The 24075-nt window shown below is 74.2% G+C and carries 21 protein-coding genes; 13 read left to right on the top strand and 8 right to left on the bottom strand.

Going from position 1 to position 24075, the window contains the following annotated elements:
* Positions 1-5: 5 nt before the first annotated feature.
* Complete coding sequence (locus ACIBH3_RS09655) at positions 6-266, bottom strand: hypothetical protein (RefSeq protein ID WP_396311377.1); 261 nt, start codon at positions 264-266, stop codon at positions 6-8.
* 469 nt (positions 267-735) lie between these two features.
* Between ACIBH3_RS09655 and ACIBH3_RS09650 the strand changes: the two genes are divergently transcribed.
* Positions 736-1362, top strand: coding sequence for a hypothetical protein (locus ACIBH3_RS09650; protein ID WP_396311376.1), 627 nt, complete (start codon positions 736-738; stop codon positions 1360-1362).
* Positions 1363-1429: 67 nt separating this feature from the next.
* On the opposite strand, the gene ACIBH3_RS09645 is transcribed toward ACIBH3_RS09650, so the two are convergent.
* From ACIBH3_RS09645 to ACIBH3_RS09635, 3 genes are all read right to left on the bottom strand, one after another.
* Entirely contained in the window at positions 1430-2461 is a 1032-nt protein-coding gene (locus tag ACIBH3_RS09645; RefSeq protein WP_396311375.1) for a LuxR C-terminal-related transcriptional regulator, read from the bottom strand.
* Complete coding sequence (locus ACIBH3_RS09640) at positions 2451-3458, bottom strand: LuxR C-terminal-related transcriptional regulator (RefSeq protein ID WP_396311374.1); 1008 nt, start codon at positions 3456-3458, stop codon at positions 2451-2453. Before ACIBH3_RS09640 ends, ACIBH3_RS09645 begins: the two co-directional genes overlap by 11 nt.
* Before the next feature lie 600 nt (positions 3459-4058).
* On the bottom strand, positions 4059-5174 hold the full coding sequence (locus ACIBH3_RS09635) for a C4-dicarboxylate ABC transporter (RefSeq protein WP_396311373.1): 1116 nt from the start codon (positions 5172-5174) through the stop codon (positions 4059-4061).
* Between the two features lie 70 nt (positions 5175-5244).
* On the opposite strand from ACIBH3_RS09635, the gene ACIBH3_RS09630 reads away from it, so the two are divergent.
* Positions 5245-6156, top strand: a complete 912-nt coding sequence (locus ACIBH3_RS09630) for a LysR family transcriptional regulator (RefSeq protein WP_396311372.1) — start codon at positions 5245-5247, stop codon at positions 6154-6156.
* 215 nt (positions 6157-6371) lie between these two features.
* Complete coding sequence (clpB, locus tag ACIBH3_RS09625) at positions 6372-8993, top strand: ATP-dependent chaperone ClpB (protein ID WP_396311371.1); 2622 nt, start codon at positions 6372-6374, stop codon at positions 8991-8993.
* Between the two features lie 72 nt (positions 8994-9065).
* Here the strand turns inward: clpB and ACIBH3_RS09620 are convergent, their stop codons facing one another.
* Positions 9066-9929: a hypothetical protein gene (locus ACIBH3_RS09620; RefSeq protein ID WP_396311370.1), complete on the bottom strand. Its 864-nt coding sequence runs from the start codon at positions 9927-9929 to the stop codon at positions 9066-9068.
* 17 nt (positions 9930-9946) lie between these two features.
* On the bottom strand, positions 9947-10192 hold the full coding sequence (locus tag ACIBH3_RS09615) for a helix-turn-helix domain-containing protein (protein WP_396311369.1): 246 nt from the start codon (positions 10190-10192) through the stop codon (positions 9947-9949).
* 363 nt (positions 10193-10555) lie between these two features.
* On the opposite strand from ACIBH3_RS09615, the gene ACIBH3_RS09610 reads away from it, so the two are divergent.
* The 7 genes from ACIBH3_RS09610 (at position 10556) to pyrE (ending at position 17992) form a co-directional block, all read left to right on the top strand.
* Entirely contained in the window at positions 10556-10921 is a 366-nt protein-coding gene (locus tag ACIBH3_RS09610; RefSeq protein WP_396311368.1) for a beta/gamma crystallin domain-containing protein, read from the top strand.
* Positions 10922-11082: 161 nt separating this feature from the next.
* On the top strand, positions 11083-11646 hold the full coding sequence (locus ACIBH3_RS09605; protein ID WP_396311367.1) for a YbjN domain-containing protein: 564 nt from the start codon (positions 11083-11085) through the stop codon (positions 11644-11646).
* A gap of 332 nt (positions 11647-11978) precedes the next feature.
* A complete protein-coding gene (locus tag ACIBH3_RS09600) occupies positions 11979-13139 on the top strand; it encodes a pyridoxal phosphate-dependent aminotransferase (RefSeq protein WP_396311366.1) in 1161 nt (386 codons plus the stop codon).
* Between the two features lie 693 nt (positions 13140-13832).
* On the top strand, positions 13833-14363 hold the full coding sequence (locus ACIBH3_RS09595) for a DUF2617 family protein (protein WP_396311365.1): 531 nt from the start codon (positions 13833-13835) through the stop codon (positions 14361-14363).
* Between the two features lie 109 nt (positions 14364-14472).
* The gene (locus tag ACIBH3_RS09590) at positions 14473-16224 is read left to right on the top strand and encodes a spermidine synthase (RefSeq protein ID WP_396311364.1); all 1752 of its coding nucleotides are present in this window, start codon (positions 14473-14475) and stop codon (positions 16222-16224) included.
* Between the two features lie 147 nt (positions 16225-16371).
* Positions 16372-17343: an SRPBCC family protein gene (locus tag ACIBH3_RS09585; protein WP_396311363.1), complete on the top strand. Its 972-nt coding sequence runs from the start codon at positions 16372-16374 to the stop codon at positions 17341-17343.
* A gap of 109 nt (positions 17344-17452) precedes the next feature.
* Positions 17453-17992 (top strand): orotate phosphoribosyltransferase, encoded by a 540-nt coding sequence (gene pyrE / locus ACIBH3_RS09580; RefSeq protein WP_396311362.1) that lies wholly within the window; start codon positions 17453-17455, stop codon positions 17990-17992.
* Between the two features lie 198 nt (positions 17993-18190).
* On the opposite strand, the gene ACIBH3_RS09575 is transcribed toward pyrE, so the two are convergent.
* A complete protein-coding gene (locus tag ACIBH3_RS09575) occupies positions 18191-18913 on the bottom strand; it encodes a DedA family protein (RefSeq protein ID WP_396311361.1) in 723 nt (240 codons plus the stop codon).
* Positions 18914-19241: 328 nt separating this feature from the next.
* Here ACIBH3_RS09575 and fbaA point away from each other — a divergent pair, with 328 nt between their 5' ends.
* The 3 genes from fbaA (at position 19242) to ACIBH3_RS09560 (ending at position 22109) form a co-directional block, all read left to right on the top strand.
* A complete protein-coding gene (fbaA, locus tag ACIBH3_RS09570) occupies positions 19242-20264 on the top strand; it encodes a class II fructose-bisphosphate aldolase (protein WP_396311360.1) in 1023 nt (340 codons plus the stop codon).
* A 303-nt stretch (positions 20265-20567) separates the two neighbouring features.
* The gene (locus ACIBH3_RS09565; protein WP_396311359.1) at positions 20568-20981 is read left to right on the top strand and encodes a DUF3151 domain-containing protein; all 414 of its coding nucleotides are present in this window, start codon (positions 20568-20570) and stop codon (positions 20979-20981) included.
* 198 nt (positions 20982-21179) lie between these two features.
* Positions 21180-22109 carry a DUF3152 domain-containing protein gene (locus tag ACIBH3_RS09560; protein WP_396311358.1) on the top strand — a complete coding sequence of 310 codons (930 nt, stop codon included), beginning with the start codon at positions 21180-21182 and terminating at the stop codon, positions 22107-22109.
* Between the two features lie 72 nt (positions 22110-22181).
* Here the strand turns inward: ACIBH3_RS09560 and ACIBH3_RS09555 are convergent, their stop codons facing one another.
* Entirely contained in the window at positions 22182-24023 is a 1842-nt protein-coding gene (locus ACIBH3_RS09555) for a hypothetical protein (RefSeq protein ID WP_396311357.1), read from the bottom strand.
* Positions 24024-24075: the final 52 nt, after the last annotated feature.

The following is a 24075-nucleotide window of genomic DNA, read 5'->3' as shown; positions in this document are numbered from 1 at the left end:
TCCGGCTAGTTCCCCCAGTGCCAGTCCTCCATCGTCGTCACCACGAGGGTCTGGGCCGGCAGCGCCTCGTTGGCGACAGCCTGGCCCCAGTGCCAGTCGGCCAGGACCACCGAGTCGGAACTGGAATCGCTGTCCACGCGGACCGTGCCCGACCCGGTCACCACCGCGCCACCCCAGTGCCAGTCGTCCGGAGACGACGCAGTGACGGCCGCAAGGACTGCGGCGGCCGCCAGTGCGCGGATCAAGGCGCGGGGTACACGTCGCATGTCACGACTCCTTGTCATGTATCTGCTATAACCGATGGTGCACGCATGCCACCCACAGCAGTCCTCAGGCGCGTTGCAGCGAAGAGCGGTGCGCAAGTCATCAAAGCCTGACCGGCAGGGCCACGCAAACGTCTGTCCGGCAAAGAGAGTGTCATTCTCTTGCCAGGCAGAAACATGACACCCGTTCGATGAAACTCTCCGGGCCGGTCCAGGCCCCAGATCGTCACGGTGTCATCTGTCTGCCAGACATGCAGATGCCACCCCCATCCGGTGGACGGCCTGCGGTGCCTGCCGAGACGATCAGTGCACACCCCATCGGTATTTGGGGTGGACATCACTGGAAATGCACATTTCAACAACTCATCGAGCGCCCCCGACTCGACGAGCAGCAGCCGTACACCCCCCTCCAAGACCACATCGCCCGCTGGGACTCGGCACTGCCCCGGTCGGCCATTCCACGGAGTCGACAATGAGCGATCGACACTCTCCCCTCGGTGCGTCCTCGGCCACCGAAGGCCGACGAGCCCGCGTGTTCCTGGCCGCGCCGCTGATGCGGCTGACCGGACCGGCCGACAGCGTGGTGACCCTGGCCAGCCGTACCCGCCTCACCACCCTGCGCTCCACGCTGCTGCGCAGCGGCGCCGCCGTGTACAGCGCCCACCACAGCGACGCCTGGTCGGTGGCCGACCGCGCCCCCGAGCCGCGGGTGCCCTCCGACTTCCGGGCGCTGCAGACCGCCGACCTGGTCTTCGCGTACGTCGGAGCGCCGCTGTCCGCCGGGGTGAGCCTGGAGCTCGGCTGGGCGTCGGCGCTGCGCAAGCCGGTGGTGCTGCTGGTGGACGAGGCGATCACGCACAACCCGCTGATCGCCACCATCGAGCAGGTCGCCCCCGTGCTGCCGCTGGTGTTCGACGACACCTGGTCGCAGGAGGCGCTGCACCACACCGTGGAGACGGCGCTCGACTGGGCCGGCATGGCGCTCTCCCTGCGCGAGGGCTTCTGGACGGCGCCCGGCGAGCAGTTCACCATCCCCCGTCAGCAGCCGCCGGCCGTCGGCCCCTTCGACTACTGGGCCACGGGCGCCGCGACCGGCTGAACCCGCCGAACCCGCCGAACGGGCTGAACCGGCCGCACCGACCGGACCCGCCGAACCCGTCGGGACGTCAGTCACCGGACTCCACCCCGGCTCCCCGCATCTGCCAGCCCAGCTGGAACAACGTCTCGGCGTCGTAGAGCTCGCGCAGCCGCGAGATGTGACCCGCCACGGTGCGCTCGCTCAGCCCGAGGCGGCTCGCGATCGCGCGCTGGGTCAAGCCCTGGGCCAGCAGCCGGCCGGTCTGCTGGTGCACCAGCGGCTCACCGCCGCCCGCGGCGCCCGTCCAGTCCGTCCCCTCGGCCTGCTGCCAGTGCTGTTCGAAGACGCCGACCAGGAAGTCGACCGTCGCCGGGTCCTCGATGAAGGCCGCGCTGGCGTTGTCCGCCCTGGCGGGGATCACGGCGACCGTACGGTCGAAGACCAGCAGGCGCTTGAAAGGCTGGTTCAGCACCCGGATCCGGGCACCCAGCCGGGTCGCCCGGGCCGCGAACTCGGCCGTCGCGGCGTCCGCGCGGGCCGCGGGTTCGTAGATCGAGCGCATCGCACCACCGCGCTCCAGGTAGCGCCGGGTGCGGTCGAGGGAGTCCGCCAGGTGCCTCTCGGGACGGGCGCCGCCGGGCTGCGCGGCCAGGGCCTCCTGGGGGTGGTCCTCGGTCAGCTGGATCACCAGGTGCCGGATCTGTTCCATCCCCTCGATGTGCCGGACCCTGCTGGAGCGGTCCGTCCGCCGCGGAGCCGCGTCGTAGGCCTGGGTCAGCTCGTCGAGCAGCGCGGGCAGCTCCTCCGCCTTGGTGAGCAGCCGGGTGCCGAGGGCCCGCAGGTCCGCGCTGATCCGGCTGCTGACGGCCCGTGGGTTCACCGCGCTGTACGAGGCGTCGGCGATGTTCAGGACGACCAGGCCGAGCTCCAGCAGCCGTTCGACCGTGCCCGCGTCCCCCGGCTCGACGTCCCGGACGAGGATCCGGCCGCCCTCGCGCAGGATCTCGCGGTAGAGCTCGCGCGCGGCCAGGTCGGGCAGCGTCGTGCCGGGCAGGCCCGGTACCAGTTCGGCGGGCCCGGGCGCCTCGCCGGCGGGCGGGAGCCCGTGGTCACCCGCCATGGCCGCCCCGCATCAGCCAGCCCAGCTGGAACAGCGTCTGGGCGCCGTAGCGCTCGCGCAGCCGGGAGATGTGGGCGGCGACGGTGCGCTCGCTGAGGCCGAGCCGGGTGGCCACCGCGCGCTGGGTGAGGCCGTTCGCCAGCAGTCGTCCGACCCGCTCGGCGGCGTGGCCGGCCGTGCCGGCCTGCGGCTCGGCGCCCCAGTCCACGACCTCGGCGCGCGCCCAGTCCCGCTCGAAGACCGCGACCAGGAAGGCGACCGTGGCCGGCTCCGAGATGACGGCCGCCACGCCGCCGTCGCCGCTGGCGGGGACGACCGCGACGGCCCGGTCGAAGACCAGCATCCGCTGGAAGGGCTCGTCCAGGACCCGGACCTGGCCGCCGTGCCGGGTGACCGCCGCCGCGTAGCCGGCGGCCGCCGAGCCGGCCCGGGCGACGGGCTGGTAGATGGTGCGCATGGCCCGGCCGCGCTCCAGCAGCTGCTGGTCCTGGCGCAGCGCCATGGCCAGGCCGTCGGCCGGGCGGTGGCCCGGCTGGGCGGTCAGCATCTCCTCCTGGCAGTCCGAGACCAGCTGCGCGATCCGGTGCCTGATGTGGAGGTGCCCCTCGATCACGGTCGCCTCGCCCGGCCGGTCCGAGCGGCGGGGCAGCGCGTCGTACGCCCGGGTGAGCGAGTCCAGGGCGCCGGGCAGGCCCTCGGCCCTGACCAGCAGCCGGGTGGCCTCCGAGCGCAGCTCGGCCCCGAGGCGGTCGCTGACGGCGCGGGGGCTGACGGCGGTGTACGAGGCGTCCAGGGAGTTCGGCATGACCAGGCCGATGTCCACCAGCCGGCGCAGGGCCGGCTCGTCCGCCTCCGCCACCGCGGCCACCGGGATCCGGCCGCCCTCGGCCAGGATTGCCAGGTAGAGCTGCCGGGCCGCCTCGTCGGGCACCCCTGCTCCCGGATCGGCCGTGGGATCCGCGGTCACCTCGAACACTCCCTGCCGGATTTCGCTCAACGTCCGATCATGATCTCAGCCCGCTGGCCGGGGTGCGATCGCGAAGGCCGGTGCCGACGGGCTCCCGGGGCCGGGGTGCGAAGGCACACCCGGGCCCGGGAGCCCGCCGCTGTCACGCCAATGCCAAGGCGCTTCCGGCGAGGCGGAGCAGCAACGCCTCGCCGACTCCGGTACCCCGGGGGCCATCACCACACATGGCGTCCCGGCCGGGGCTCTTCCCCCGTTGCGCGCGGATACCGACGTACCCAGCGCACGCTTGTGAAGAGCAAGTCGCCATCCTCAGGCTTTGGTTGCCCGGACGACCTGGCGTCTGTCCACCATCACAGTGTGACGCCCGGTGAACAAGTGGCCTCTGATTGCAGGTTCCCGCAAGTGCAGGAACCTGCAGAGCGGGGCGGCGGCGGGCTTGCCGGAGCGACCTGGGAATTCACCGGTTTCCGACCGTTCAAGGAATATGAACCGTATGAACAGTTATGTCAGGGGTCGGCCAATTCGCCATTCCGGGTATCGCGTGAAGCTCAGGTGCAGATTGCCCCGGTCGGCCGTCCGGTAATCGCCGGATTCCGGACCACCCTTCACCCGCGCACCCCTGCCCGGCGGTCAGGCGGGCCGGTGCAGCAGCCGGCCGCCGGCCAGCGCGGCGGCGGTGCAGGTGGCGGCGACGGCCCAGGCCGAGACCAGCAGCACGTACAGGCCGGTGGCCAGGACGGTGAAGCCGGGGAATCCGGTGTGGCGGGCGAGGGCGGCGGCGCCGGTGACGCAGGTGCCGACCGGGAAGGTGAACGCCCACCAGGTCATCGAGAAGGGCAGGCCGGCGCGCAGGGCCCGCAGGTTGGCGGCGCCGGCCACCAGTAGCCAGAGCAACGCCACACCGATCACCGGCACGCCGGACAGCTCTGCGAAGGCCAGCGCGGCCGGGGCGAGCCCGGGGACGGCGGTGGCGGCGGCGTCGGCCAGCTGGTGGGTGGCGGTGGTGGACTGGCCCAGCGGGCCGAGCACCAGGAAGAGGCACGGGGTGAGCGCGGGAGCAAGGCCGCCGCCCCGGAGCAGAGCGGCCAGCACCACCGGGAGCAGCACCGCGGTGGCCAGCACGCCCGCCCCGAGCATCGCGTAGCAGCCGTAGACCATGGCCGCCTGCCAGGCGCCGACGGGCAGGTGCGCCACCAGCGCGGGGCCGAGGGCGGCGGCGACCACGGGGGCCACGGTGGGCAGCAGCCAGGTGGGGTCGGCCTGCGCCGCCGCGAGCCGGAACCGAGTGATCATCAGGTACGGGAGGCCGGCCGCGACGGCCAGGGCGTACGCCGTGCCGGCCGTCCACAGCACGGCGTCGACGGCCACGGCGGGGCCGGAGCCGATCACCCGGGAGCCGAGCGCCAGCGTCGCGTACCCGACCGCGAGCAGGGCCATCGGCGGGCAGCCGTAGAAGACCGCGGTGGCCGGGTTGTCGAGCAGCTGGGCGCGGGCCGCCGCGCGGTGGCGTACGAGGTGGCGGCCACGGGCCCCGAGCAGGGCGGCGAGCGCCACGCAGGACAGGGCCCACATCAGCTCGCCGAACCCGGTCAGCCCGGGCAGTCGCACCGGCAGGGCGGCGGCGCCGTTGGCCACGATGGCGGTGCCCATGACCACGGCGTACCAGTTGGGGCCGAGCTGGGCGAGGTCGAGCCGGTGGACGCGCGGGGTGCCGCGCAGGGGGCGGGTGACGGTGAGGGTGGCCATGGCCCCACCGTGCCGAGCACCGCGCCGGGCCGGTAGCGCCCGCCGCTCTATGAGGGCATAGCCTGAACCTATGCCCCTCTCTCCCCGTGTCCCCGAGCTGGGCGCCCTGGAGCTGCTGCTCGCGGTGGCCCGCCGCGGCAGCGTCGGACGGGCGGCCGCCGAGCTCGGGGTCAGCCAGCCGACCGCGAGCGCCCGGATCAAGGGCATGGAGCGGCAGATCGGGGTGGCCCTGCTGGAGCGCTCGCCGCGCGGGTCGAGGCCGACCGAGGCCGGCCTGCTGGTGGTGGAGTGGGCGCGTGGCGTGGTGGAGGCGGCGCAGGCGCTGGACGCCGGGATCGACGCGCTGCGCGAGCGGCGGGACGCCCGGCTGCGGGTGGTGGCGAGCCTGACCGTCGCCGAGTACCTGATGCCGGGCTGGCTGCTGGCACTGCACCGGGCCAGCCCCGGCACGGCGGTGACGCTGCGGACCGCGAACTCGGCGGACGTCGCCGGGCAGGTACTGGCGGGCGAGGCGGATCTCGGCTTCGTGGAGGGCCCGGCCGCGCCGCCCGGACTGTCCGGCGTGGTGGTCGCGGCCGACCGCCTGGTGGTGGTGGTCGCGCCCGACCACCCGTGGGCCCGCCGGCGGAGCCCGCTGACCGCGGAGCGGCTGGCGGCGACCTCACTGGTCCTGCGCGAACCGGGATCGGGCACCCGGGAGGTGCTGGACGCCGCGCTCGCCCCGTACGGCGGGGTCGCCAGGCCCCGGCTGGAGCTGGCCTCGTCCACGGCGCTGAAGGCGGCCGCGATGACGGGCGCCGGGCCGGTCTGCCTGAGCGAGCTGGCGGTGGTGGAGGAGCTGGCGACCCGGCGCCTGGTGGCCGTCCCGCTGGAGGAGAGCCTGGATCTTCGGCGGCCGCTGCGCGCGGTCTGGCCGGCGGGCCAGCAGCCGGCCGGACCGGCCCGGGACCTGCTGGCACTCACGCGGCGCGGCGGCCGGTGAGCACCGCCCCCGGGAGCCGGGCGAGCACGGCGAGCCGGGCGAGCTCCCGGCCGGACCTGCCGCAGGCTCCGACAGGAAGCGTCGGGGAAGCCTTGCCGGAAGCGTCACCGGATGCGCCACCGGAGACTTCACCCGAAACTTGAGCGGAATACACTCAACTTAGTGCATGCTGTAGCTAGCAGGAGTTTCGCGAGACCGAGGAGGACGACCCAGCAGTGGACGCCAGCAAGTTCACCACCAAGACGCAGGACGCCCTGTCCGCCGCGATCCGGCAGGCGGGATCCGCGGGAAACCCGGACGTCAAACCGGTGCACATCCTGCTCGCCCTGCTGGAGCAGCCCGAGGGCATCGCCAAGCCGCTGCTGGAGGCCGTCGGGGCCGTCCCCGCGCAGGTCACCGCGGAGGCCCGCCGCCAGCTCGCGGCCCTGCCCGCCGCCAGCGGCTCCACCGTCGCCGCGCCGCAGCTGGCCCGGGACACCCTGGCCGTACTGTCCGAGGCCGGCAAGCGCGCCGACGACCTGGACGACCAGTTCCTCTCCACCGAGCACCTGATGGTCGGCCTCGCCGCCGAGGGCGGCGCCGTCGCCGACCTGCTCACCCGCCACGGCGCGAGCCCCAAGGCCCTGCTGGCCGCCTTCAAGGACGTCCGCGGCAGCGGCAAGGTCACCTCGGCCGACCCCGAGGGCACCTACAAGGCGCTGGAGAAGTACGGCACCGACCTCACCCAGGCCGCCCGTGACGGCAAGCTCGACCCGGTGATCGGCCGGGACCACGAGATCCGCCGGGTCGTCCAGGTGCTCTCCCGGCGCACCAAGAACAACCCCGTCCTGATCGGCGAGCCCGGCGTCGGCAAGACCGCCGTGGTCGAGGGGCTGGCCCAGCGCATCGTCGCGGGCGACGTCCCCGAGTCGCTGCGCGGCAAGCGGCTGGTCTCGCTCGACCTCGGCGCGATGGTCGCCGGGGCCAAGTACCGCGGCGAGTTCGAGGAGCGGCTGAAGGCCGTCCTGAACGACATCAAGCAGAGCGACGGCCAGGTCGTCACCTTCATCGACGAGCTGCACACCGTGGTCGGCGCGGGCGCCGGCGGCGACTCCGCGATGGACGCCGGCAACATGCTCAAGCCGATGCTGGCCCGCGGCGAGCTGCGGATGGTCGGCGCGACCACCCTCGACGAGTACCGCGAGCGGATCGAGAAGGACCCGGCGCTGGAGCGGCGCTTCCAGCAGGTGCTGGTCGGCGAGCCCTCGGTCGAGGACACCATCGCGATCCTGCGCGGGCTCAAGGGCCGCTACGAGGCGCACCACAAGGTGGAGATCTCCGACGCCGCGCTGGTCGCCGCCGCCACCCTGTCGCACCGGTACATCACCTCGCGCTTCCTCCCCGACAAGGCGATCGACCTGGTCGACGAGGCCGCCTCCCGGCTGCGGATGGAGATCGACTCCTCCCCCCTGGAGATCGACGAACTCCAGCGCTCCGTCGACCGGTTGCGGATGGAGGAGCTGGCCCTGGAGAAGGAGTCGGACCCGGCCTCGGTCGACCGCCTCGCCCGGCTGCGCCGCGATCTCGCCGACAAGAACGAGCACCTGAGCGTGCTCACCGCGCGCTGGGAGCAGGAGAAGAAGAGCCTCAACCGGGTCGGCGAGCTCAAGGAGCGCCTGGACGACCTGCACGGCACGCTCGAACGCGCCCAGCGGGACGGCGACTTCGAGCGCGCGTCCAAGCTGATGTACGCCGAGATCCCGGCCGCCGAGCACGAGCTCGCCGAGGCGCAGGAGCGCGCCGCCGACGGGGAGGCCGGCCAGTCCATGGTCAAGGAGGAGGTCGGCCCGGACGACGTCGCCGACGTGGTCTCGTCCTGGACGGGCATCCCGGCCGGCCGGTTGCTGGAGGGCGAGAGCGCCAAGCTGCTGCGGATGGAGGAGGAGCTCGGCCGCCGCCTGATCGGCCAGCGCGAGGCCGTCCAGGCCGTGTCGGACGCGGTGCGCCGCACCCGCTCCGGCATCGCCGACCCGGACCGCCCGACCGGCTCCTTCCTCTTCCTCGGCCCGACCGGCGTCGGCAAGACCGAGCTCGCCAAGGCGCTGGCCGACTTCCTCTTCGACGACGAGCGGGCGATGGTCCGCATCGACATGAGCGAGTACGGCGAGAAGCACTCCGTCTCCCGGCTGGTCGGCGCCCCGCCCGGCTACATCGGCTACGAGGAGGGCGGCCAGCTCACCGAGGCCGTGCGCCGGCGCCCGTACAGCGTCGTCCTGCTGGACGAGGTGGAGAAGGCCCACCCCGAGGTCTTCGACGTGCTGCTCCAGGTGCTGGACGACGGCCGGCTCACCGACGGCCAGGGGCGTACGGTCGACTTCCGCAACGCGATCCTGATCCTGACCTCCAACCTGGGCTCCCACGCGTTTGTCGAACCGAGCCCGGTCGACCCGGCCACGCCGCAGGAGCGCAAGAAGGAGCTGGTGATGGAGAGCGTCCGGGCGGCGTTCAAGCCGGAGTTCCTGAACCGGCTGGACGACATCGTGGTCTTCGAGCCGCTGGGCACCGCCGAGCTCAGCCGGATCGTCGACCTCCAGGTCGCCAGGCTCGGCGCGCGGCTGCGCGAGCGCCGGCTCACCCTGGAGGTCACCGAGGCGGCCCGCGACTGGCTGGCCCTGACCGGCTACGACCCGGCGTACGGCGCCCGGCCGCTGCGCCGGCTGGTGCAGTCCGCGATCGGGGACCAGCTGGCCAAGGCGATCCTCTCCGGCCAGGTGCACGACGGCGACACCGTGCTGGTCGAGCGGGACGAGGAGTCGGACCGGCTGACGGTACGGGGCCGGGGGCCGCTGGAGAAGTGACGCCCTCGGGCGGGCCGGGCCAGGACGGTTCCGGCCCGCCCGGCCCGCCGGCCGCGGCGGAGTCCCGGGCGGTCAGGAACCGGCGATGATCCCGGCCATCTTCGCGGCGTAGTCCTTGAAGGTCTGCTGGTAGGCCGCCAGCCGCTCCTGGTTGGCGGCGATCTGCTGGCGCTGGTACCCGGCCAGCACCGCGAACCAGATGCCCGCCAGGTTGGTGGAGGTGGTGCAGGCGGCGTCCGCCCTGGCCGCGGCCAGCTCCTGCGCCGTGGGCTCGGCGGTGGCGGCGGCCGAGCGGCGGTACTGCTCCACCAGTCCGGACGGGCTCACGCCGGCGAAGCCGGCCGCGCCCATGCAGTCCCGCCAGGCCCGGGTGGCCGCGGCCACCCGCTCGTCCTTCTCCAGCGCCGCGACCGACTCGCCGAACAGCTTCGCGACCAGCTCCGCACCGCCCTGGTCCGCGACCTCGACCTGCGGGAAGGCGTTCTTGACGCACTCCTGCGCGGCCTGGTCCTCGGCCCCCGACAGCGGCCGGCGGGCCCGCCCGGGCGCCACCGATCTCGCCGCGTGGAAGCCCTGACCGGCGGCCACGCTCTCCGGCAGGTACCCGAAGGCGCCGGCCGGCAGCGCCGAGGCGTTGACCGGCGCGCCCGCGCCCTCGTCGATCGCGTCCTCCCGGGTGAACAGCGCGTACCCGGCGTCGTGCATGCATCGCGCGGTCAGGGCGCGAATGGCCAGCACCCTGGTCGGGCCGACGCCGTCACCGGAGCCGTAGGCGGAGAGTGGCAGTTGCAGCATCCCCTCGCGCCCGGAGGCGGGCGCCTGCACGGCCCCGACGGGCGGCGGCGTCAGCGCCGGCGCGGCGGCCCGGCCGCCCGGGCCCGACGAGCAGCCCGACAGTGCGATCGCCACCCCGGCGCAGGCCAGGGGCAGTGCCACCGCCCGGACCCTCGGCCTCACGAACACGCTCCGGCCCGCAGATTGCGGCCCGCCCGGTCCCGGGCGGCGCGGGCCAGCCGGTGCAGCTCGGCGCCCTGGGCGTCCGACAGCTTCCAGGCCTGGGCGAGCAGCCGCAGGGTGGAGATCCGCGGGCAGGACACCCCGCGCTCCAGGTCCCGGATCGAGCGCACGCTCATCCCGGACGCCTCACCCAGCTCCTCCTGGGTCATCCCCCGGTCCAGCCGGATGCTGCGGAGCAGCACCCCCAGAGAATTGCCCGTCCCCACGCCAGGACCCGCCACCACCGACTCCCCCGAACCCACGAATCATCAACTGGACGTCCGGCAGCGGAGATCGCCCTGCCGGGGAGACTCCACCGCACGCTAACCGCTGGGGCTGCGGGCAGCAACGGGAACGGCCGACACCCCGCGTGACATAGTTCACTGCGCGTACACGTTTGATCACGCCACCCGGCAGTTCCTCCGGCCAACCTCCGGCGAACCTCCTGGCCGCCCCACCCTCCCCTTGCGAGGATCCGGTCGGTCCGTGCCGAGCGCCGCCGGCCCGCCGAGCGCCCCACCGCGGTGGCCGCCCGGGGAGTGAAGCCAGGCAGACGAAGGAGAACCATGAGCTCGCGCTGGAAGAAGGCCGCCCTGACCTCGGTGGCGGCGGCCACCCTCGCCGTCGCGATGCCCGCGACCGACGCCTCCGCCATCAACCGGGTCGACTGCGCCGGCCGATGGGACTTCGTCAACATCCTCACCAACGGCGGCACCGTCTGCTACGCCAACTACGGGTACCTGAACGTCACCATCTACAACGTCGGCGACGTGTACTCCGGCAACAACGACTTCTTCTACTACGACAGCATCTCCTCCCCCGCGGGCAGCGGAACCCGGCACCTGTGGGCCTGGACGTGGCAGAGCGACAACTACAACGACGCCGGGAACCGCGGCACCGTACGTTCGGTCGAGTCGTACCGCCCCATCTAGAGCCTGTCCGACCGGCCCTGGACCCGTTTCGCCCTGGTCGTCCCCGGCGCCACACCCCGGGGAGGCCCTGTGTCCGACGCCCCGGATGAGGCAGGATGGGACATGGAAAGGGCGGCCTCTCATTGCCGACCACCCTTGTGCACTGAGAAGAGGACCACCCAATGAGCATCGACCCGTCTTCGATCCCGTCGTTCGGCATGCCGCAGGGGCCGCAGGGCGGCCAGGGCGGCCAGGACCGCCCGGCCGGGCCGCCGCCGGTGGTCGTGCCGGACCAGGCCCTGGTCACCCAGCTGCTGGACCAGATGCAGCTCAAGCACGTGGTGGACGAGGAGGGTGACCTCACCGCCCCCTGGGACGGCTTCCGGGTGTACTACATGTTCCGCGGCGAGCAGAAGGAGCTCTTCGCCGTGCGCGCGTTCTACGACCGCGCGTACCCGCTGGAGGACAAGGGCGAGATCCTCGACCTGATCGACGAGTGGAACCGTGAGACCCTCTGGCCCAAGGTCTACACGCACACCCACGAGGACGGCGTCGTCCGGCTGATCGGCGAGTCCCAGATGATCGTCGGCACCGGCGTCAACCTGGAGTACTTCGTGACGACCACCGCCAACTGGACGCAGGCCGCGGTCGGCTTCGAGCAGTGGATCGTCGAGCGGCTCGGCCTCCAGAAGGAGATCGAGAGCGAGCAGGGCGAGGGCGAGGGCGACACGCCCGACGAGGACTGATCCTCCCGGCCCACGGCCGTGCGGCCCGTCCACGCCCTCGCGGCGCGGGCGGGCCGCTGCCGTACCCGGCGGCGGCCGCGCGGGCCCGTCCCGGGAGCGGGCACCGGCTACGGCCCGGCCCTCGCCGGCCCGTAGGGCAGCGGGGCGTCCAGGGTGATCACCGCCGAGCCGTGGGCCGGGTCGGGATCGACCGCTCCCCGTCCCGCCGGGCCAATGACCGGCGGTCGGCGGCCGGCAGCCGACAGGCCGGACCTCGCCCCGCCGAGGACGTACTTGTCCCCGCCCACCCCGCGGCCCGAGGATGGGCCGACGACAATCCTGGGAGCGCTGCCATGGGTACGAGGCCGCTGTTGAACCGACGCCTGCACGGGCTGGGGACGACGATCTTCGCCGAGATGTCCGCGCTGGCGACCGCCACCGGCTCGATCAACCTGGGTCAGGGCTTCCCCGACACGGACGGCCCGGCCGAGATCGCCGAGGCCGCCGTGCGGGCGATCCGCGACGGCCACGGCAACCAGTACCCGCCCGGCCCCGGCATCCCCGAACTGCGGACCGCCGTCGCCGAGCACCAGCAGCGCTTCTACGGCCTCGGCTACGACCCCGACACCGAGGTCCTGGTCACCGCCGGCGCCACCGAGGCGATCGCCGCCGCCCTGCTCGCCCTGCTGGAGCCGGGCGACGAGGTGATCGCCCTCGAACCCTTCTACGACTCCTATGCCGCCTGCATCGCGATGGCCGGCGCGACCCGGGTGCCCTGGACCCTGCGGGCCCCCGACTTCCGTCCCGACCTCGACCGGCTGCGCGCGCTGATCACTCCCCGCACCCGGCTGCTGCTGCTCAACACCCCGCACAACCCGACCGGCCTGGTGCTGACCCCCGCGGAGCTCGCCGCCGTCGCCGAACTCGCCGTCGAACACGACCTGTTGGTCGTCACCGACGAGGTGTACGAGCACCTGGTCTTCGCCACCGGCCACCACCCCATCGCGGCCCTGCCCGGCATGCGCGAGCGCACCGTCTCGATCTCCTCGGCCGGCAAGACCTTCTCCTTCACCGGCTGGAAGGTCGGCTGGGTGACGGCCACGGCCCCGCTGGTCGCCGCCGTCCGCACCGCCAAGCAGTACCTGACATACGTCAGCGCGGGTCCGTTCCAGTACGCGGTGGCCGAGGCGCTGCGGCTGCCCGACGAGTACTTCGCCGGCTTCCGGGCCGAGCTGCTGCGCAAGCGCGACCTGCTCTCCACCGGCCTGCGCGCCGCCGGCTTCCAGGTCTTCGACCCCGAGGGCACCTACTTCATCACCACCGACATCACCCCCCTCGGCGAGAAGGACGGCCTGGAGTTCTGCCGTGCCCTGCCCGAGCGCTGCGGGGTCGTCGCGATCCCCAACGTGGTGTTCTACGACGACGCCGAGGCCGGGCGCAGCCTCGTCCGGTTCACGTTCTGCAAGCGGGACGAGATCCTGGCGGAGGCCGTCGCCAGGCTCGGGCGGCTCTGAGCCGTCCGAGTACGCCCCTCGGCCCGGCAGGCCTGACGTTCGGTCAACTGTGGTACGAGTCATGACAATTGGTGAGCGAAGGACGGGCTGACAGGCCGCAGATCGGGGCACGGCGGGGCGCGGATGGCCCGGAGGCTCCGGCGCACTCGCGCGGGCAGGTTTGGGCCGCGGCGGTGGGCGGGCCCGGCCGCGCCGGCGGAACGTCCTCCTCCGGCGGCACCCGACCCCCGGGCGACGGCATCCCGGCCCCACCCCGAGGACGGACGAGGACGGCCGGAACGGGCGCCGACCGCTCCCCGCGCCCCTCGCCGGGCACGTCGGGAGGTCAATCCGGCAGGCAAACCAGGAATCATTCGAACGACGCATCAAACAGCGCGTACCGGGCGCACACGGCGCACTTTCAGCCTGCACGGCGCATGCTCCGGTAGAGGGGGCTCACGCATTGCAGAGTCGCACACCGGGGTGATCAGACCTCAGAAGCGCCTGTGCCCGAAACAGTGAATGCTTGACAAAGTTGGGTAAATCACCGACGGACCCGGCTCATTCATGCTTCTCTGCTGCTGAATCTCCAGCCGGAATCCTTCCTTCCACGGTCGGCCGCGCCCTGGACCGCACAGCCTCGAACAGCCTCCCCAACGGCCTAGTCGGATGCTGCTCGGCGGGCGCGCACGGAGCTGAAATGCGGAGCCGAGCATGCTCACCACACTGCAGACCTCCTACACCGATACGCGGGCCGGTGACCTCGCCTGGTGCCTGGGCGGCGATCCGCTGCCCGCGCTCGCGGTCCGTGACCTGAGACTCGGCGGCGTCCGCCGCCCGGGCCCGCCCGGCACGCTCCAGCTGCGCCTGCTCGGTGCCTCGCACCAGGTGGTCATCGCGGCCGGACCGGGCGAGTGTCTGGAGACGGTCGCCTGCCTGCCCGGCCGGCGCACCCCGCTGCCCGCCCGGGTGGCCAAGCAGGTCGCGGGCTGGGAGTACGAGTTCGCGGCCCGGATCGAGGCCCTTCCACCGCACGACTTCGCCGCCAGGGCGCAGGAGCTGCTCGCCCTGGTCGAGGGGCACCCGCGCGGGCTGGCCGGGGTCTTCCCGGGCGATCCGAGCGCCTTCACCGCCCTCGTCACGCACGGCGACGCGGACCGGGTGCTCTGGCGCACCTGGCACGCCTACCCGCAGGAGGGCCGGCTGGTGTGCACCCGTTCCTCGCTGGTGGTCCCGCGTCGATGACCGGGAGCACCGATGATTCGCACGCAGGAACGATCCGTCAACCGGCACCGCCGAGCAGTCCACCGAATGGACGCAGCTACACGCGGCACCTGTCGCCTAGCGTTTGTTCGTGATCAATCATCCGGCCGGTCCACCCGCTCAGCCGGGACTCGACCTCGACGACGGCCCCGGTGACCGCAGCGACGGCGGCACCGCCACCGGCCCTCCCCGATCCGGGCGGGCCCTGACCCCGCTGTCCACCCGCCGCCGCTCCCGGCTGCGCGCCCGCCCCCGCGCCGCCCGGCTCGCGGTGCTGCTGGCCGCCTTCGTCTGCGCGGCCTGCGGGCTCGTCTACGAGCTCGAACTCGTCGCGCTCGGCGGCTACCTGCTGGGCGACTCCGTCACCCAGACCTCCGTCGTGCTCTCCGTCATGGTGTTCGCGATGGGCGTGGGCTCACTGCTGGCCAAGCGCCTGACCCGCCGCCCGGCGACCTCCTTCGCCCTGCTCGAATGCACGCTGGCGCTGGTCGGCGGGCTCTCGGTGCTCGCGCTCCACTGCTGCTGGGCCTGGATCGGCTGTTACCAGGCCGCGCTGGTGGTGCTGACCTGCGCCATCGGCGTCCTGATCGGCGCCGAGATCCCGCTGCTGATGACACTCATCCAGCGGATCCGCCGCGAGGACGCCGGCCGCGCCGCCGCCGACCTGTTCGCCGCCGACTACGTGGGTGCGCTGATCGGCGGCCTCGCCTTCCCGTTCGTCCTGCTGCCCGTGTTCGGCCAGGGCGCCGGCGCGCTGTTCACCGGCGCGGTCAACGCCGTGGCGGGCGCGGCCGTCGTGCTCTGGCTGTTCCGCGACGAGCCCGCGCCGCGCGCCCGGCTGCTGCTCTGGGCCGGCTGCGGGCTGGTCCTGGTCACCCTCGCCACGGCCGCCGCCTGCTCCGGCGCCATCGAGCGGGCCGCCCGCCACGCGCTGTACGGCGCCCAGGTCAGGTTCGCGACCCAGAGCCGGTACCAGGAGATCGTGCTCACCGGCTCGGCTCCGGCCGCCCCGGACCGGCGCCCGGCCGGCGGCGCCACCGAGGCCCGCCCGGGCCAGGGCCCGGACCACGGCCAGGACGGGCCGATGCAACTGTTCCTGGGTGGCCGGCTGGCCGTCTGCGGCCCGGACGAGTACCGGGGCAACGAGGCCCTGGTCCATCCCGCGATGGCCGGCGGCCCGGACACCCGGGTACTGCTGCTCGGCGGCGGGGACGGGCTCGCCCTGCGCGAGGTGCTGCGGCACTCCGGCGTACGGACCGTCCGGCTGGTCGAGCTCGACCCCGCGCTGACCAGCCTGGCCCGCACCGATCCGGCGCTGGCCGCCCTGTCCGGCCACGCCCTGGACGACCCGCGGGTGCGGCTGACCCAGGCCGACCCGCTGGAGTGGCTGCACGGCGGCGGCGCCCGGGCCGACGGGCCGTACGACGTGGTGCTCGCCGACCTGCCGCCGCCCGCCCAGGCGCACACCGACAAGTTCCGCACCGGGGAGTTCTTCGGGCTGGCCCGCCGGCTGCTCGCACCCGACGGGCGGCTCGCCGTCCGCACGGGCGGCGGCGAGGACACCCTCTGGCCGGTGGAGGCCGGGGTGCGGGCGGCCGGCCTGCGCACCCTCCCGTACGGCGTGCCCGGCGGGCCCACCACCTCCTGCACCGGCCCGCGCGACCCCGCCGGGGCCCAGAGCTTCCTGCTCGCCGCCGCCGAACCGCCCGTGCTGGCCCTCGCCGACGACGCCCCGCCGCCGCGTGCCCTGACCACCGCCGCCCTGCGCGGCTCCGCCGACCGCCTCGCCGAGCGCCGCCCGGCCCGGCCCCCGGCCCCGCTCACCCTGCTCGGCCCGCGCTGACCACCCGCCGCGGGCCGGGTGCCACGCGCGAACGGGGGCGGTGCGCGGGGCCGGGTGCGGGCGGTGCTGGGTGCGACGCCGCGGGCACGGACAGCAACCCCGCGCCGAGGCCCCGCTCGGGGCCGCCCGATCGGTAGGCTCGCAGCCATGGAGCATGAGGTTGTCGTCCCGATGCCGGCCACGCTGGTCCGCCAGGCCCTGCGGGACCCGGCGCTGCTGGCCCGTTGTGTCCCCGGTCTGAGCACCGAGCCGGCTGCGGTGGGCAGCGGGCAGACCGAGGAGATCAGCGGCCGGCTGCGGCTGCGGATCGGCGGCTCGACGATCACCTACCGGGGGGTGCTGTCGCTGATCGAGGGCCGCGAGGGCGTGCTGACGGCGTTCGCCGAGGGCCAGGAGGCCCGGGGCGACGGCGAGGCCACCGCCACCGTACGGATCTCGGTCGCGGAGGCCGGCGAGGGCGCCAGCGTCCGCTTCACCGGCGACCTGAGCGCGACCGGGCGGCTGGCCGAGTTCGACGCCGAGACGCTCGCCGCTGCCGGCCGCCGGCTGCTGGACCGCTTCGCCACCGCCCTCACCTCCCAGGGCGCCGACGGCGTGGCGGCGGACAGCGAGGAGGACGCCGACGAGAACGAGGCCGACGGCCCCACCGCCACCGTGCTCTTCCTGGAGGACCACACCCCGGCGGACGCCGTCGACGACGACTCGCTCGACGACGACCTCTCCGACCTGATCGCCTTCTCGGACGACGACGCCGAGCGGTTCGGGCTGCCCACCGGCGCCGAGGCGGACGCGCAGGCCGAGTTGCCGGCGGACCGGCCCGCCGAGCTCCCGCTCGACTACCCGCAGGAGCCGGTGCTCAGCGGCCCCGTCCGGCGCAGCATCGTCGGCCGCTCGGCGGAGGAGGTCGACCACGCCCCGCCGCGCGGCCCGTACGCACCGGCCCTGCCGGCGCGCAGCGCGCGGGCCCGGGCGGCGTCCCGCTGGGGCGGCGAGGGCGGCGCGGCCACACCGCTGGGCACCGGCATCGGCGCCCGTGCGGCGGTGCCGTGGGTGATCGGCGGGGGTGTGGCGCTGCTGGGCGGCGCGGTGGTCCTGGTCCGGGTACTGCGTCGGCGCTGAGCCGCGCGGCACGGGGCCGGGTAGGGGCCGGAGGGTGGCCGGGCGCGGGGCCGGCTTCGGGGCCCGTGCTGAGCCGGGTGCGGGTCCGCGGGCTCTAGACTCAGTGACCATGAGCAACGACCGCGACGCCCTGCTGGCACAGATCAAGGACAAGGCCGTCGTGCACGGCAAGGTCACCCTCTCCTCCGGGCTGGAGGCCGACTACTACGTCGACCTGCGCCGCATCACGCTGGACGGCCAGGCCGCCCCGCTGGTCGGCAAGGTCATGCTGGACCTCACCGCCGACCTGGAGTACGACGCCGTCGGCGGCCTGACCCTGGGCGCCGACCCGGTGGCCGCCGCGATGCTGCACGCCGCCGCCGCCCGCGGCCGCGAGCTCGACGCGTTCGTGGTCCGCAAGGCGGGCAAGGCGCACGGTCTGCAGCGCCGGATCGAGGGCCCGGACGTGAAGGGCCGCCGGGTGCTGGCGGTCGAGGACACCTCCACCACCGGTGGTTCGGTGCTGACGGCCGTGGAGGCGCTGCGCGAGGCGGGCGCCGAGGTGGTCGGTGTCGCGGTGATCGTCGAGCGCGGCGCGGAGCCGGCCATCAAGGACGCGGGCCTGCCGTACTACACCGCGTACACCCTGGCGGACCTCGACCTGGGCTGAGCCCGGCGCATCCCCCGTTCGGCCGAGCGGTCGGCGCCGCGCGTTGTTTCACGTGAAACAGCGCGCGGGGCCGGCCGCTCGTCGTGTCCGGGACGCCCGCTCGCCTCCGGGGCGCTCGGGGCGCACGGTCCCGTGCACGACGGAGCCCGGACACCCCGTGGTGGGTGTCCGGGCTCCGGGGGTTCGCGTGGGCGGGGCTCAGCCGCGGCGGTGCCGGCCGCCGGCCTGGACGGCGTCGGCCTGGACGGCGTCGGCCTGCACGCCGCCCGCCTTCTTCTTGCGGCGCTCGCGCACCACCTCGACCAGGACCGGCGAGATCGAGAGCAGCACGATCAGCAGGATCGCCGGGATCAGGTACTTGTCGATCACCGGCGCCAGCGCGTCACCGAACTTGTAGCCGATGAGCAGCATCGACTCGGTCCACAGCACGCCACCCACGACGTTCCAGAGGAAGAACGTCCTGGCCGACATGCCCAGCGTGCCGGCGACGGGGTTGAGGAAGGTCCGCACGATCGGCATGAAGCGGGCGAGCACCACGGCCTTGCCCGGGCCGAACTTGTCGAAGTACTCCTCCGCCTTCTGCACGTACTCGCGGCGGAAGATCTTCGACTCCGGCTTGTCGAACAGCCTCGGCCCCACCTTGGCGCCGATCAGGTGCCCGAGCTGGGCGCCGGCGATGGCGGCGATCGGGGCGCCGATCAGCAGCGCCGCGATCGGCAGCTTGGCGCCTTCGCCGAGCACCGAGGACGCGGCGCTGGAGGCGGCCACGCCGGCCAGGATCAGCAGGGAGTCACCGGGGAAGAAGAACCCGACCAGCAGGCCGGTCTCCGCGAAGATGATCGCGATCAGCCCGATCGCGCCGAGTGACGAGATCAGTGACTTTGCGTCGAGCAGGTTGACGGCAAGCTGGGAGTAGTCCACGGGCGCAGGATAGCGTCCCGGCATGACGGGAACCTCAACGTCCCCGGGCGCCGCACGGCCTCCGGCGGGCCGGAGCCCGCGCATCGCCGCGAAGTGGCGGGCCTCATGCTGGCGCTGCGGGGCGAGTCTGGGAAGATGGCACGGGCGTCCGGTCGCGGGTCGCAAACCACCCTCGTTGCCGCACCGTGGCGGCCGCCTCGAAGCCCGGTACCAGTAAGCCGCACCGCAGAGCCGCGTCGGCCCCCGGTACCTAGAAGTCGTACCGAAGGCGTACTACAGCGTCGGACAGGCTCGTCCGTACGCCGCAACCCGACAGGAGCGGATTCGCATGCCCATCGCAACTCCCGAGGTCTACAACGAGATGCTGGACCGGGCCAAGGCGGGCAAGTTCGCCTACCCGGCCATCAACGTCACCTCGTCGCAGACGCTGCACGCGGCCCTGCGCGGCTTCGCCGAGGCCGAGAGCGACGGCATCATCCAGATCTCCACCGGTGGTGCCGAGTTCCTGGGCGGCCAGCACAAGAAGGACATGGTCACGGGCGCCGTGGCGCTGGCCGAGTTCGCGCACGTGGTCGCCGCGAAGTACGACATCACCGTCGCACTGCACACCGACCACTGCCCCAAGGACAAGCTGGACGGCTACGTCCGCCCGCTGCTGGCGATCTCCGCCGAGCGCGTGGCCAAGGGCCAGAACCCGCTGTTCCAGTCGCACATGTGGGACGGCTCCGCCGAGACCCTGAACGACAACCTGGCGATCGCCCAGGAGCTGCTGGCCCAGGCCGTCGCCGCCAAGATCATCCTTGAGGTCGAGATCACCCCGACCGGCGGCGAGGAGGACGGCGTCACGCACGAGATCAACGACGAGCTGTACACCACCGTCAACGACGTGGTCCGCACCGCCGAGGCGCTGGGCCTGGGCGAGAAGGGCCGCTACCTGCTGGCCGCCTCCTTCGGCAACGTGCACGGCGTCTACAAGCCGGGCAACGTCGTCCTGAAGCCGCAGCTGCTGCGCGAGCTCCAGGACGCCATCGGCGCCCAGTACGGCAAGAACGACCCGTTCGACTTCGTCTTCCACGGCGGCTCGGGCTCCTCCGCCGAGGAGATCGCCACCGCGCTGGAGAACGGCGTCGTGAAGATGAACCTCGACACCGACACCCAGTACGCCTTCACCCGCCCGGTCGCGGACCACATGTTCCGCAACTACGACGGTGTGCTGAAGGTCGACGGCGAGGTCGGCAAGAAGAACACCTACGACCCGCGCACCTGGGGCAAGCTCGCCGAGGCGGGCATGGCCGCCCGCGTGCTGGAGGCCGCCCAGAGCCTGCGCTCGGCCGGCAACCGCCTGAAGTGACCCGGCGGCGGTAACCCCGCGGCCTGCCCGTGCCCTCCTCGTGGACTCGCGTTCACGGGGAGGGCACGGTGCCACCCGGGGCAGACCCGGAACGGGTGGCGTCGCCTCGGCCGCCCCTCCCTGCGCCTCCCCGCTCCCGCGCACCTCGTACGTCTCCCCTCTCGTACCTGGCCGCCCTCTCGTACGTCTCCGCCCCCTCGTGCGCCTGGCCCCGCGCGCGCCCCGCCGCCGGCCCGCGCCGCTTTCCGCACCCGCGCGCCCTCGGGCCCCGGCCCCGTCGGCTGTGGATGGTTGACTGGGGGCATGAGCATTCACCAGAACCTCCTCGGGGGCCCGCCCCCCACGCACCTGCCCGCCGAGCCCGGCCCGCTGGAGCTGCTGGCCGGCGGTGCCTCCCCGGCCGAGGTGGCGGCGAAGTACCCGACCTCCTCGCTCGCCTGGGCCCAGCTCGCCGACGACGCCTACGCCGCCGGCCGGGTCGTCGAGTCGTACGCCTACGCCCGCACCGGCTACCACCGCGGCCTGGACGCGCTGCGCCGGGCCGGCTGGAAGGGCCACGGCCCGGTGCCATGGGAGCACGAGCCGAACCGCGGCTTCCTGCGGGCGCTGCACGCGCTCGGGCGCGCGGCCGCCGCGATCGAGGAGAAGGAGGAGGCGGAGCGCTGCGCCCAGTTCCTGCGCGACAGCTCGCCGACCGCCGCCGACACCCTGGGCTGAGCCACCCGGCTCCCACCGGCCCCCGCTCCACCGCCGTACCGGCCCGGAGCGGGGGCCGCGTCGTCCGCTATGAAAGATCTGCATACCGGGTATGTGGACATCCTGCACATCGCCTGCCAATGTGGCCAAGTGACGGGGGGCCGCGCATCTGCAGTGACGCTTCGTCAACCGTTGCCGGTTCGACCAGAGAGCGTGGACGTGCGAGCATCCCAACCCGCCCGAGGCGGAACCCGGAACAGGACGCAAACCCGTCGCGGCCGGCGGCGGCCCAGCCGGCGCAGGAACCCGGGCCTGGCCGTCGCGCTGGCCCTCTCGACCGCGATACTCGGCGGCACGGTCTACGTTCTCGGCCACCCCGATGCCCTGCCGGCCGCCGGCCGCAGCGCCGGAACCGCCCGAGGCAGGGTGGTGCCGCCGAGCGACAACCCGCGAGCCGCCGGTGACGCCGCGCCGGCCGCACCCACCACCACACCGACCACCACACCCGCCGCGCCCGCCCGGGAGAGCGCCACCGCGCCGAAGCCGGTCCCGACCGCCTCCCCCAGCGGCTCCCAGGGCACCGGCCCGACCTCCGGCTCCGGCAGCTTCACCATTGCCGGGAAGGCCGCCGCCCCCGTCGGCCAGGGCACCATCCGCCGCTTCCGGGTCGAGGTCGAGGACGGCAGCGGCGTGGACCCGGAGGCCGCCGCCACCCAGATCCAGGGCATCCTGGCCGACCACCGGGGCTGGACCAAGGACGGCCGCAACGGCTTCCAGCTGGTCTCCTCGGGGCCGTACGACTTCACCGTCAAGATCGCCTCGCCGACCACCGTGGACCGGATCTGCGGCGCCGCCGGGCTGGACACGCAAGGCGAGGTCAACTGCGACGTCGGCAGCCAGGTGATGGTCAACACCAAGCGCTGGAACACCGGTTCACCGCAGTTCAGCGGCCCGCTCGACGAGTACCGGGCCCTGATCGTCAACCACGAGGTCGGCCACCGGATCGGCCACGGCCACGAGGACTGCCCCGGCAAGGGCAAGCCCGCACCGGCGATGATGCAGCAGATCCACGGGCTGAAGGGCTGCCTGCCGAACGCCTGGCCGTACACCGACGACGGCACCTACCTCGGCGGCCCCGCGGCGCCCTGACGGCCGCTCACCCCAAGGTGCCCTGACGGCCGCTCACCTCGCCCCGCCCCGCGGCGCGACCGGGGCGCCGCGCTACCCCCGGGTGATCCGCACCGCGACCAGACCGTCCGGCAGGCCCAGTACCAGCAGCTCCCCCACCAGGGCGAGCGACCAGACCTGCGACCCCAGCCGCAGGTCCCACACCCCGTCCGGCTCGGAGAGGTAGCGCACCCGCACCTGCCCGTCGGACCACGCGGCGGCCACCACCGGACCGGCCGGCGTGGCGGCCACCGCCACCGCGGTGACCGGGCAGCCCCGACTGTCGGCCGGCTCCGCCATCGGCTCCGAACCCGGGCCCCAGAGCCGGACCGTGCCGTCGAAGCCGCCGCTCACCAGCGCCGGGAACCCCGGATCCGCCCCGCCGTCACCGCCGAGCGCGGCGCCCGCGAGCGCCGTCACCGGGCCGGTGTGCAGCCGCTCGCTGCGCACCGCGCCGCCGGGCTCGACCCAATGCACCGCACCCGCCACATCGCCGAGCGCGGGCGCGGCGTCCGGCAGGCCGGGTACGGCGGTCAGCGCGCTGAGCTCGGCGCCCGCGCCGGCCCGCAGCAGGCCGAGCGCCTCCTCCAGGGCGGCCGGCGCCAGGCCCGGCGCGGGCTGCGCCGGCGGGAGCAGTTCGGTGCCGCCCCGGGCGTCCAGCAGCACCACCGTGCCGCCGGGGGTGACGGCCAGCGCGCGCAACGGCTGTGGCGCGGGCACCGCCGCGGCGCCCTGCGGGCGGCCCGCCCCCGCCTCCACCACCCGGACGGCGCCGGACGGGTCGGCCAGCAGCAGCAGCCCCGCGTACGGGCCCTGACCGGGCGCCAGCGCCGTCACCGGGCCGGGCCAGCCGGACCGGCCCGCGAGCTGCCCGGCCGCCTGCCCCGCCTGCTGCGCGGCGGCCTCCCAGTGCGCCCAGACCCCGCCCCACGGAGCCGGTACGGTCGCCAGCCGGGCGGCGGCGGCCTCGTCCACGCCGAGCAGCCGGGTGCGCAGGATCGCGGCCCGGGCGGCCGGGTCGGATTCCTCGATCAGCCCCGGCCCGGCGGCGTACCAGGCGCGCGCGACGGTGCCGTCCTCGCCCTCCAGGGCCGCCGTCACGGTGACCGGCCCGGCCAGGGCGAGCAGCAGCGGGTCGCCCTGGAGCCGGCCGGCCCCGCCCTCACGGGCCGCGGCCGCCCAGAAGTCGGAGAGCAGCTCCTGTCCGGCGCCCACGAGGTCGGGCGAGCCGTCCGGCCTGACCGGGATCCGGGCGGCCAGCGCGGCCAGCCCCTCGGGCGTGACGGGAGCCGAACCACCCAGTGCCGCACCTGGATTGGGGTACCTGGCCGGGTCGCCGCCGGCCTTCAGGCACCAGCTCTCGAAGCGCGCCCGGTCGGTCCAGCCGGGGTCGTCCAGGTCCAGCACCGCCGGCTGCGGGACGGCGGTGAAGGCGGCGGCGGCCGGGCTGCCGGTCGGCGCGTCCACCAGCAGCCGGACCTGCTCCAGCTCCAGCAGCGGATCGAGCAGCTCGGTGACCAGGGCGACCGGATCCGCCGCCAGCTCGATCTCCGGTACGCAGACCACGGTGCGCCGGGCGTCCCCCTCCAACGCGACGAGCAGCTCCTGCGGGGTGCGCGCCACCACGCCCAGGTGGTACGCGAGCATCCAGACCGCGCCGTGCAGGCTCAGGCCCTTGGCCGGCAGCACGGCGTGCACCCGCTGGGCCCGCGGCGTGCTCGGTGTCGTACCGGCCAGCACCAGCCAGGCCAGCAGGTGGCTCTTGCCGGCGCCCGGCGATCCCGACACCCGGCAGAGCCGGGGCGAGCGCTCGTCGTCCAGCCACCTGAGCAGTGCCGCGCCGGCCGGTCGGCGCCCCGCCCGCAGCGGTGGCAGCCGGTGCTCACCGTCGGTCATGCCGTGTCCCCTCGTCCTGGCTTCCGGTGTCGCCGCATGGGCCCGACCGGTC

Source organism: Kitasatospora sp. NPDC050543 (assembly GCF_044457565.1).
GTDB lineage: Bacteria > Actinomycetota > Actinomycetes > Streptomycetales > Streptomycetaceae > Kitasatospora.
The sequence above is the reverse complement of the archived record's forward strand: the minus strand, read 5'-3'. Positions and strand labels throughout refer to the sequence as shown.

Bases quoted from the DNA above. Each gene is read 5' to 3' on its own strand.
- ACIBH3_RS09605 (WP_396311367.1), top strand. From the start codon at position 11,083: ATGAGCATCGACCCGTCTTCGATCCCGTCGTTCGGCATGCCGCAGGGG.
- ACIBH3_RS09595 (WP_396311365.1), top strand. From the start codon at position 13,833: ATGCTCACCACACTGCAGACCTCCTACACCGATACGCGGGCCGGTGAC.
- ACIBH3_RS09635 (WP_396311373.1), bottom strand. From the start codon at position 5,174: ATGGCCACCCTCACCGTCACCCGCCCCCTGCGCGGCACCCCGCGCGTC.
- ACIBH3_RS09630 (WP_396311372.1), top strand. From the start codon at position 5,245: ATGCCCCTCTCTCCCCGTGTCCCCGAGCTGGGCGCCCTGGAGCTGCTG.
- ACIBH3_RS09555 (WP_396311357.1), bottom strand. From the start codon at position 24,023: ATGACCGACGGTGAGCACCGGCTGCCACCGCTGCGGGCGGGGCGCCGA.
- ACIBH3_RS09600 (WP_396311366.1), top strand. From the start codon at position 11,979: ATGGGTACGAGGCCGCTGTTGAACCGACGCCTGCACGGGCTGGGGACG.
- fbaA (WP_396311360.1), top strand. From the start codon at position 19,242: ATGCCCATCGCAACTCCCGAGGTCTACAACGAGATGCTGGACCGGGCC.
- ACIBH3_RS09645 (WP_396311375.1), bottom strand. From the start codon at position 2,461: ATGGCGGGTGACCACGGGCTCCCGCCCGCCGGCGAGGCGCCCGGGCCC.
- ACIBH3_RS09565 (WP_396311359.1), top strand. From the start codon at position 20,568: ATGAGCATTCACCAGAACCTCCTCGGGGGCCCGCCCCCCACGCACCTG.
- ACIBH3_RS09650 (WP_396311376.1), top strand. From the start codon at position 736: ATGAGCGATCGACACTCTCCCCTCGGTGCGTCCTCGGCCACCGAAGGC.
- ACIBH3_RS09610 (WP_396311368.1), top strand. From the start codon at position 10,556: ATGAGCTCGCGCTGGAAGAAGGCCGCCCTGACCTCGGTGGCGGCGGCC.
- ACIBH3_RS09585 (WP_396311363.1), top strand. From the start codon at position 16,372: ATGGAGCATGAGGTTGTCGTCCCGATGCCGGCCACGCTGGTCCGCCAG.
- ACIBH3_RS09655 (WP_396311377.1), bottom strand. From the start codon at position 266: ATGCGACGTGTACCCCGCGCCTTGATCCGCGCACTGGCGGCCGCCGCA.
- pyrE (WP_396311362.1), top strand. From the start codon at position 17,453: ATGAGCAACGACCGCGACGCCCTGCTGGCACAGATCAAGGACAAGGCC.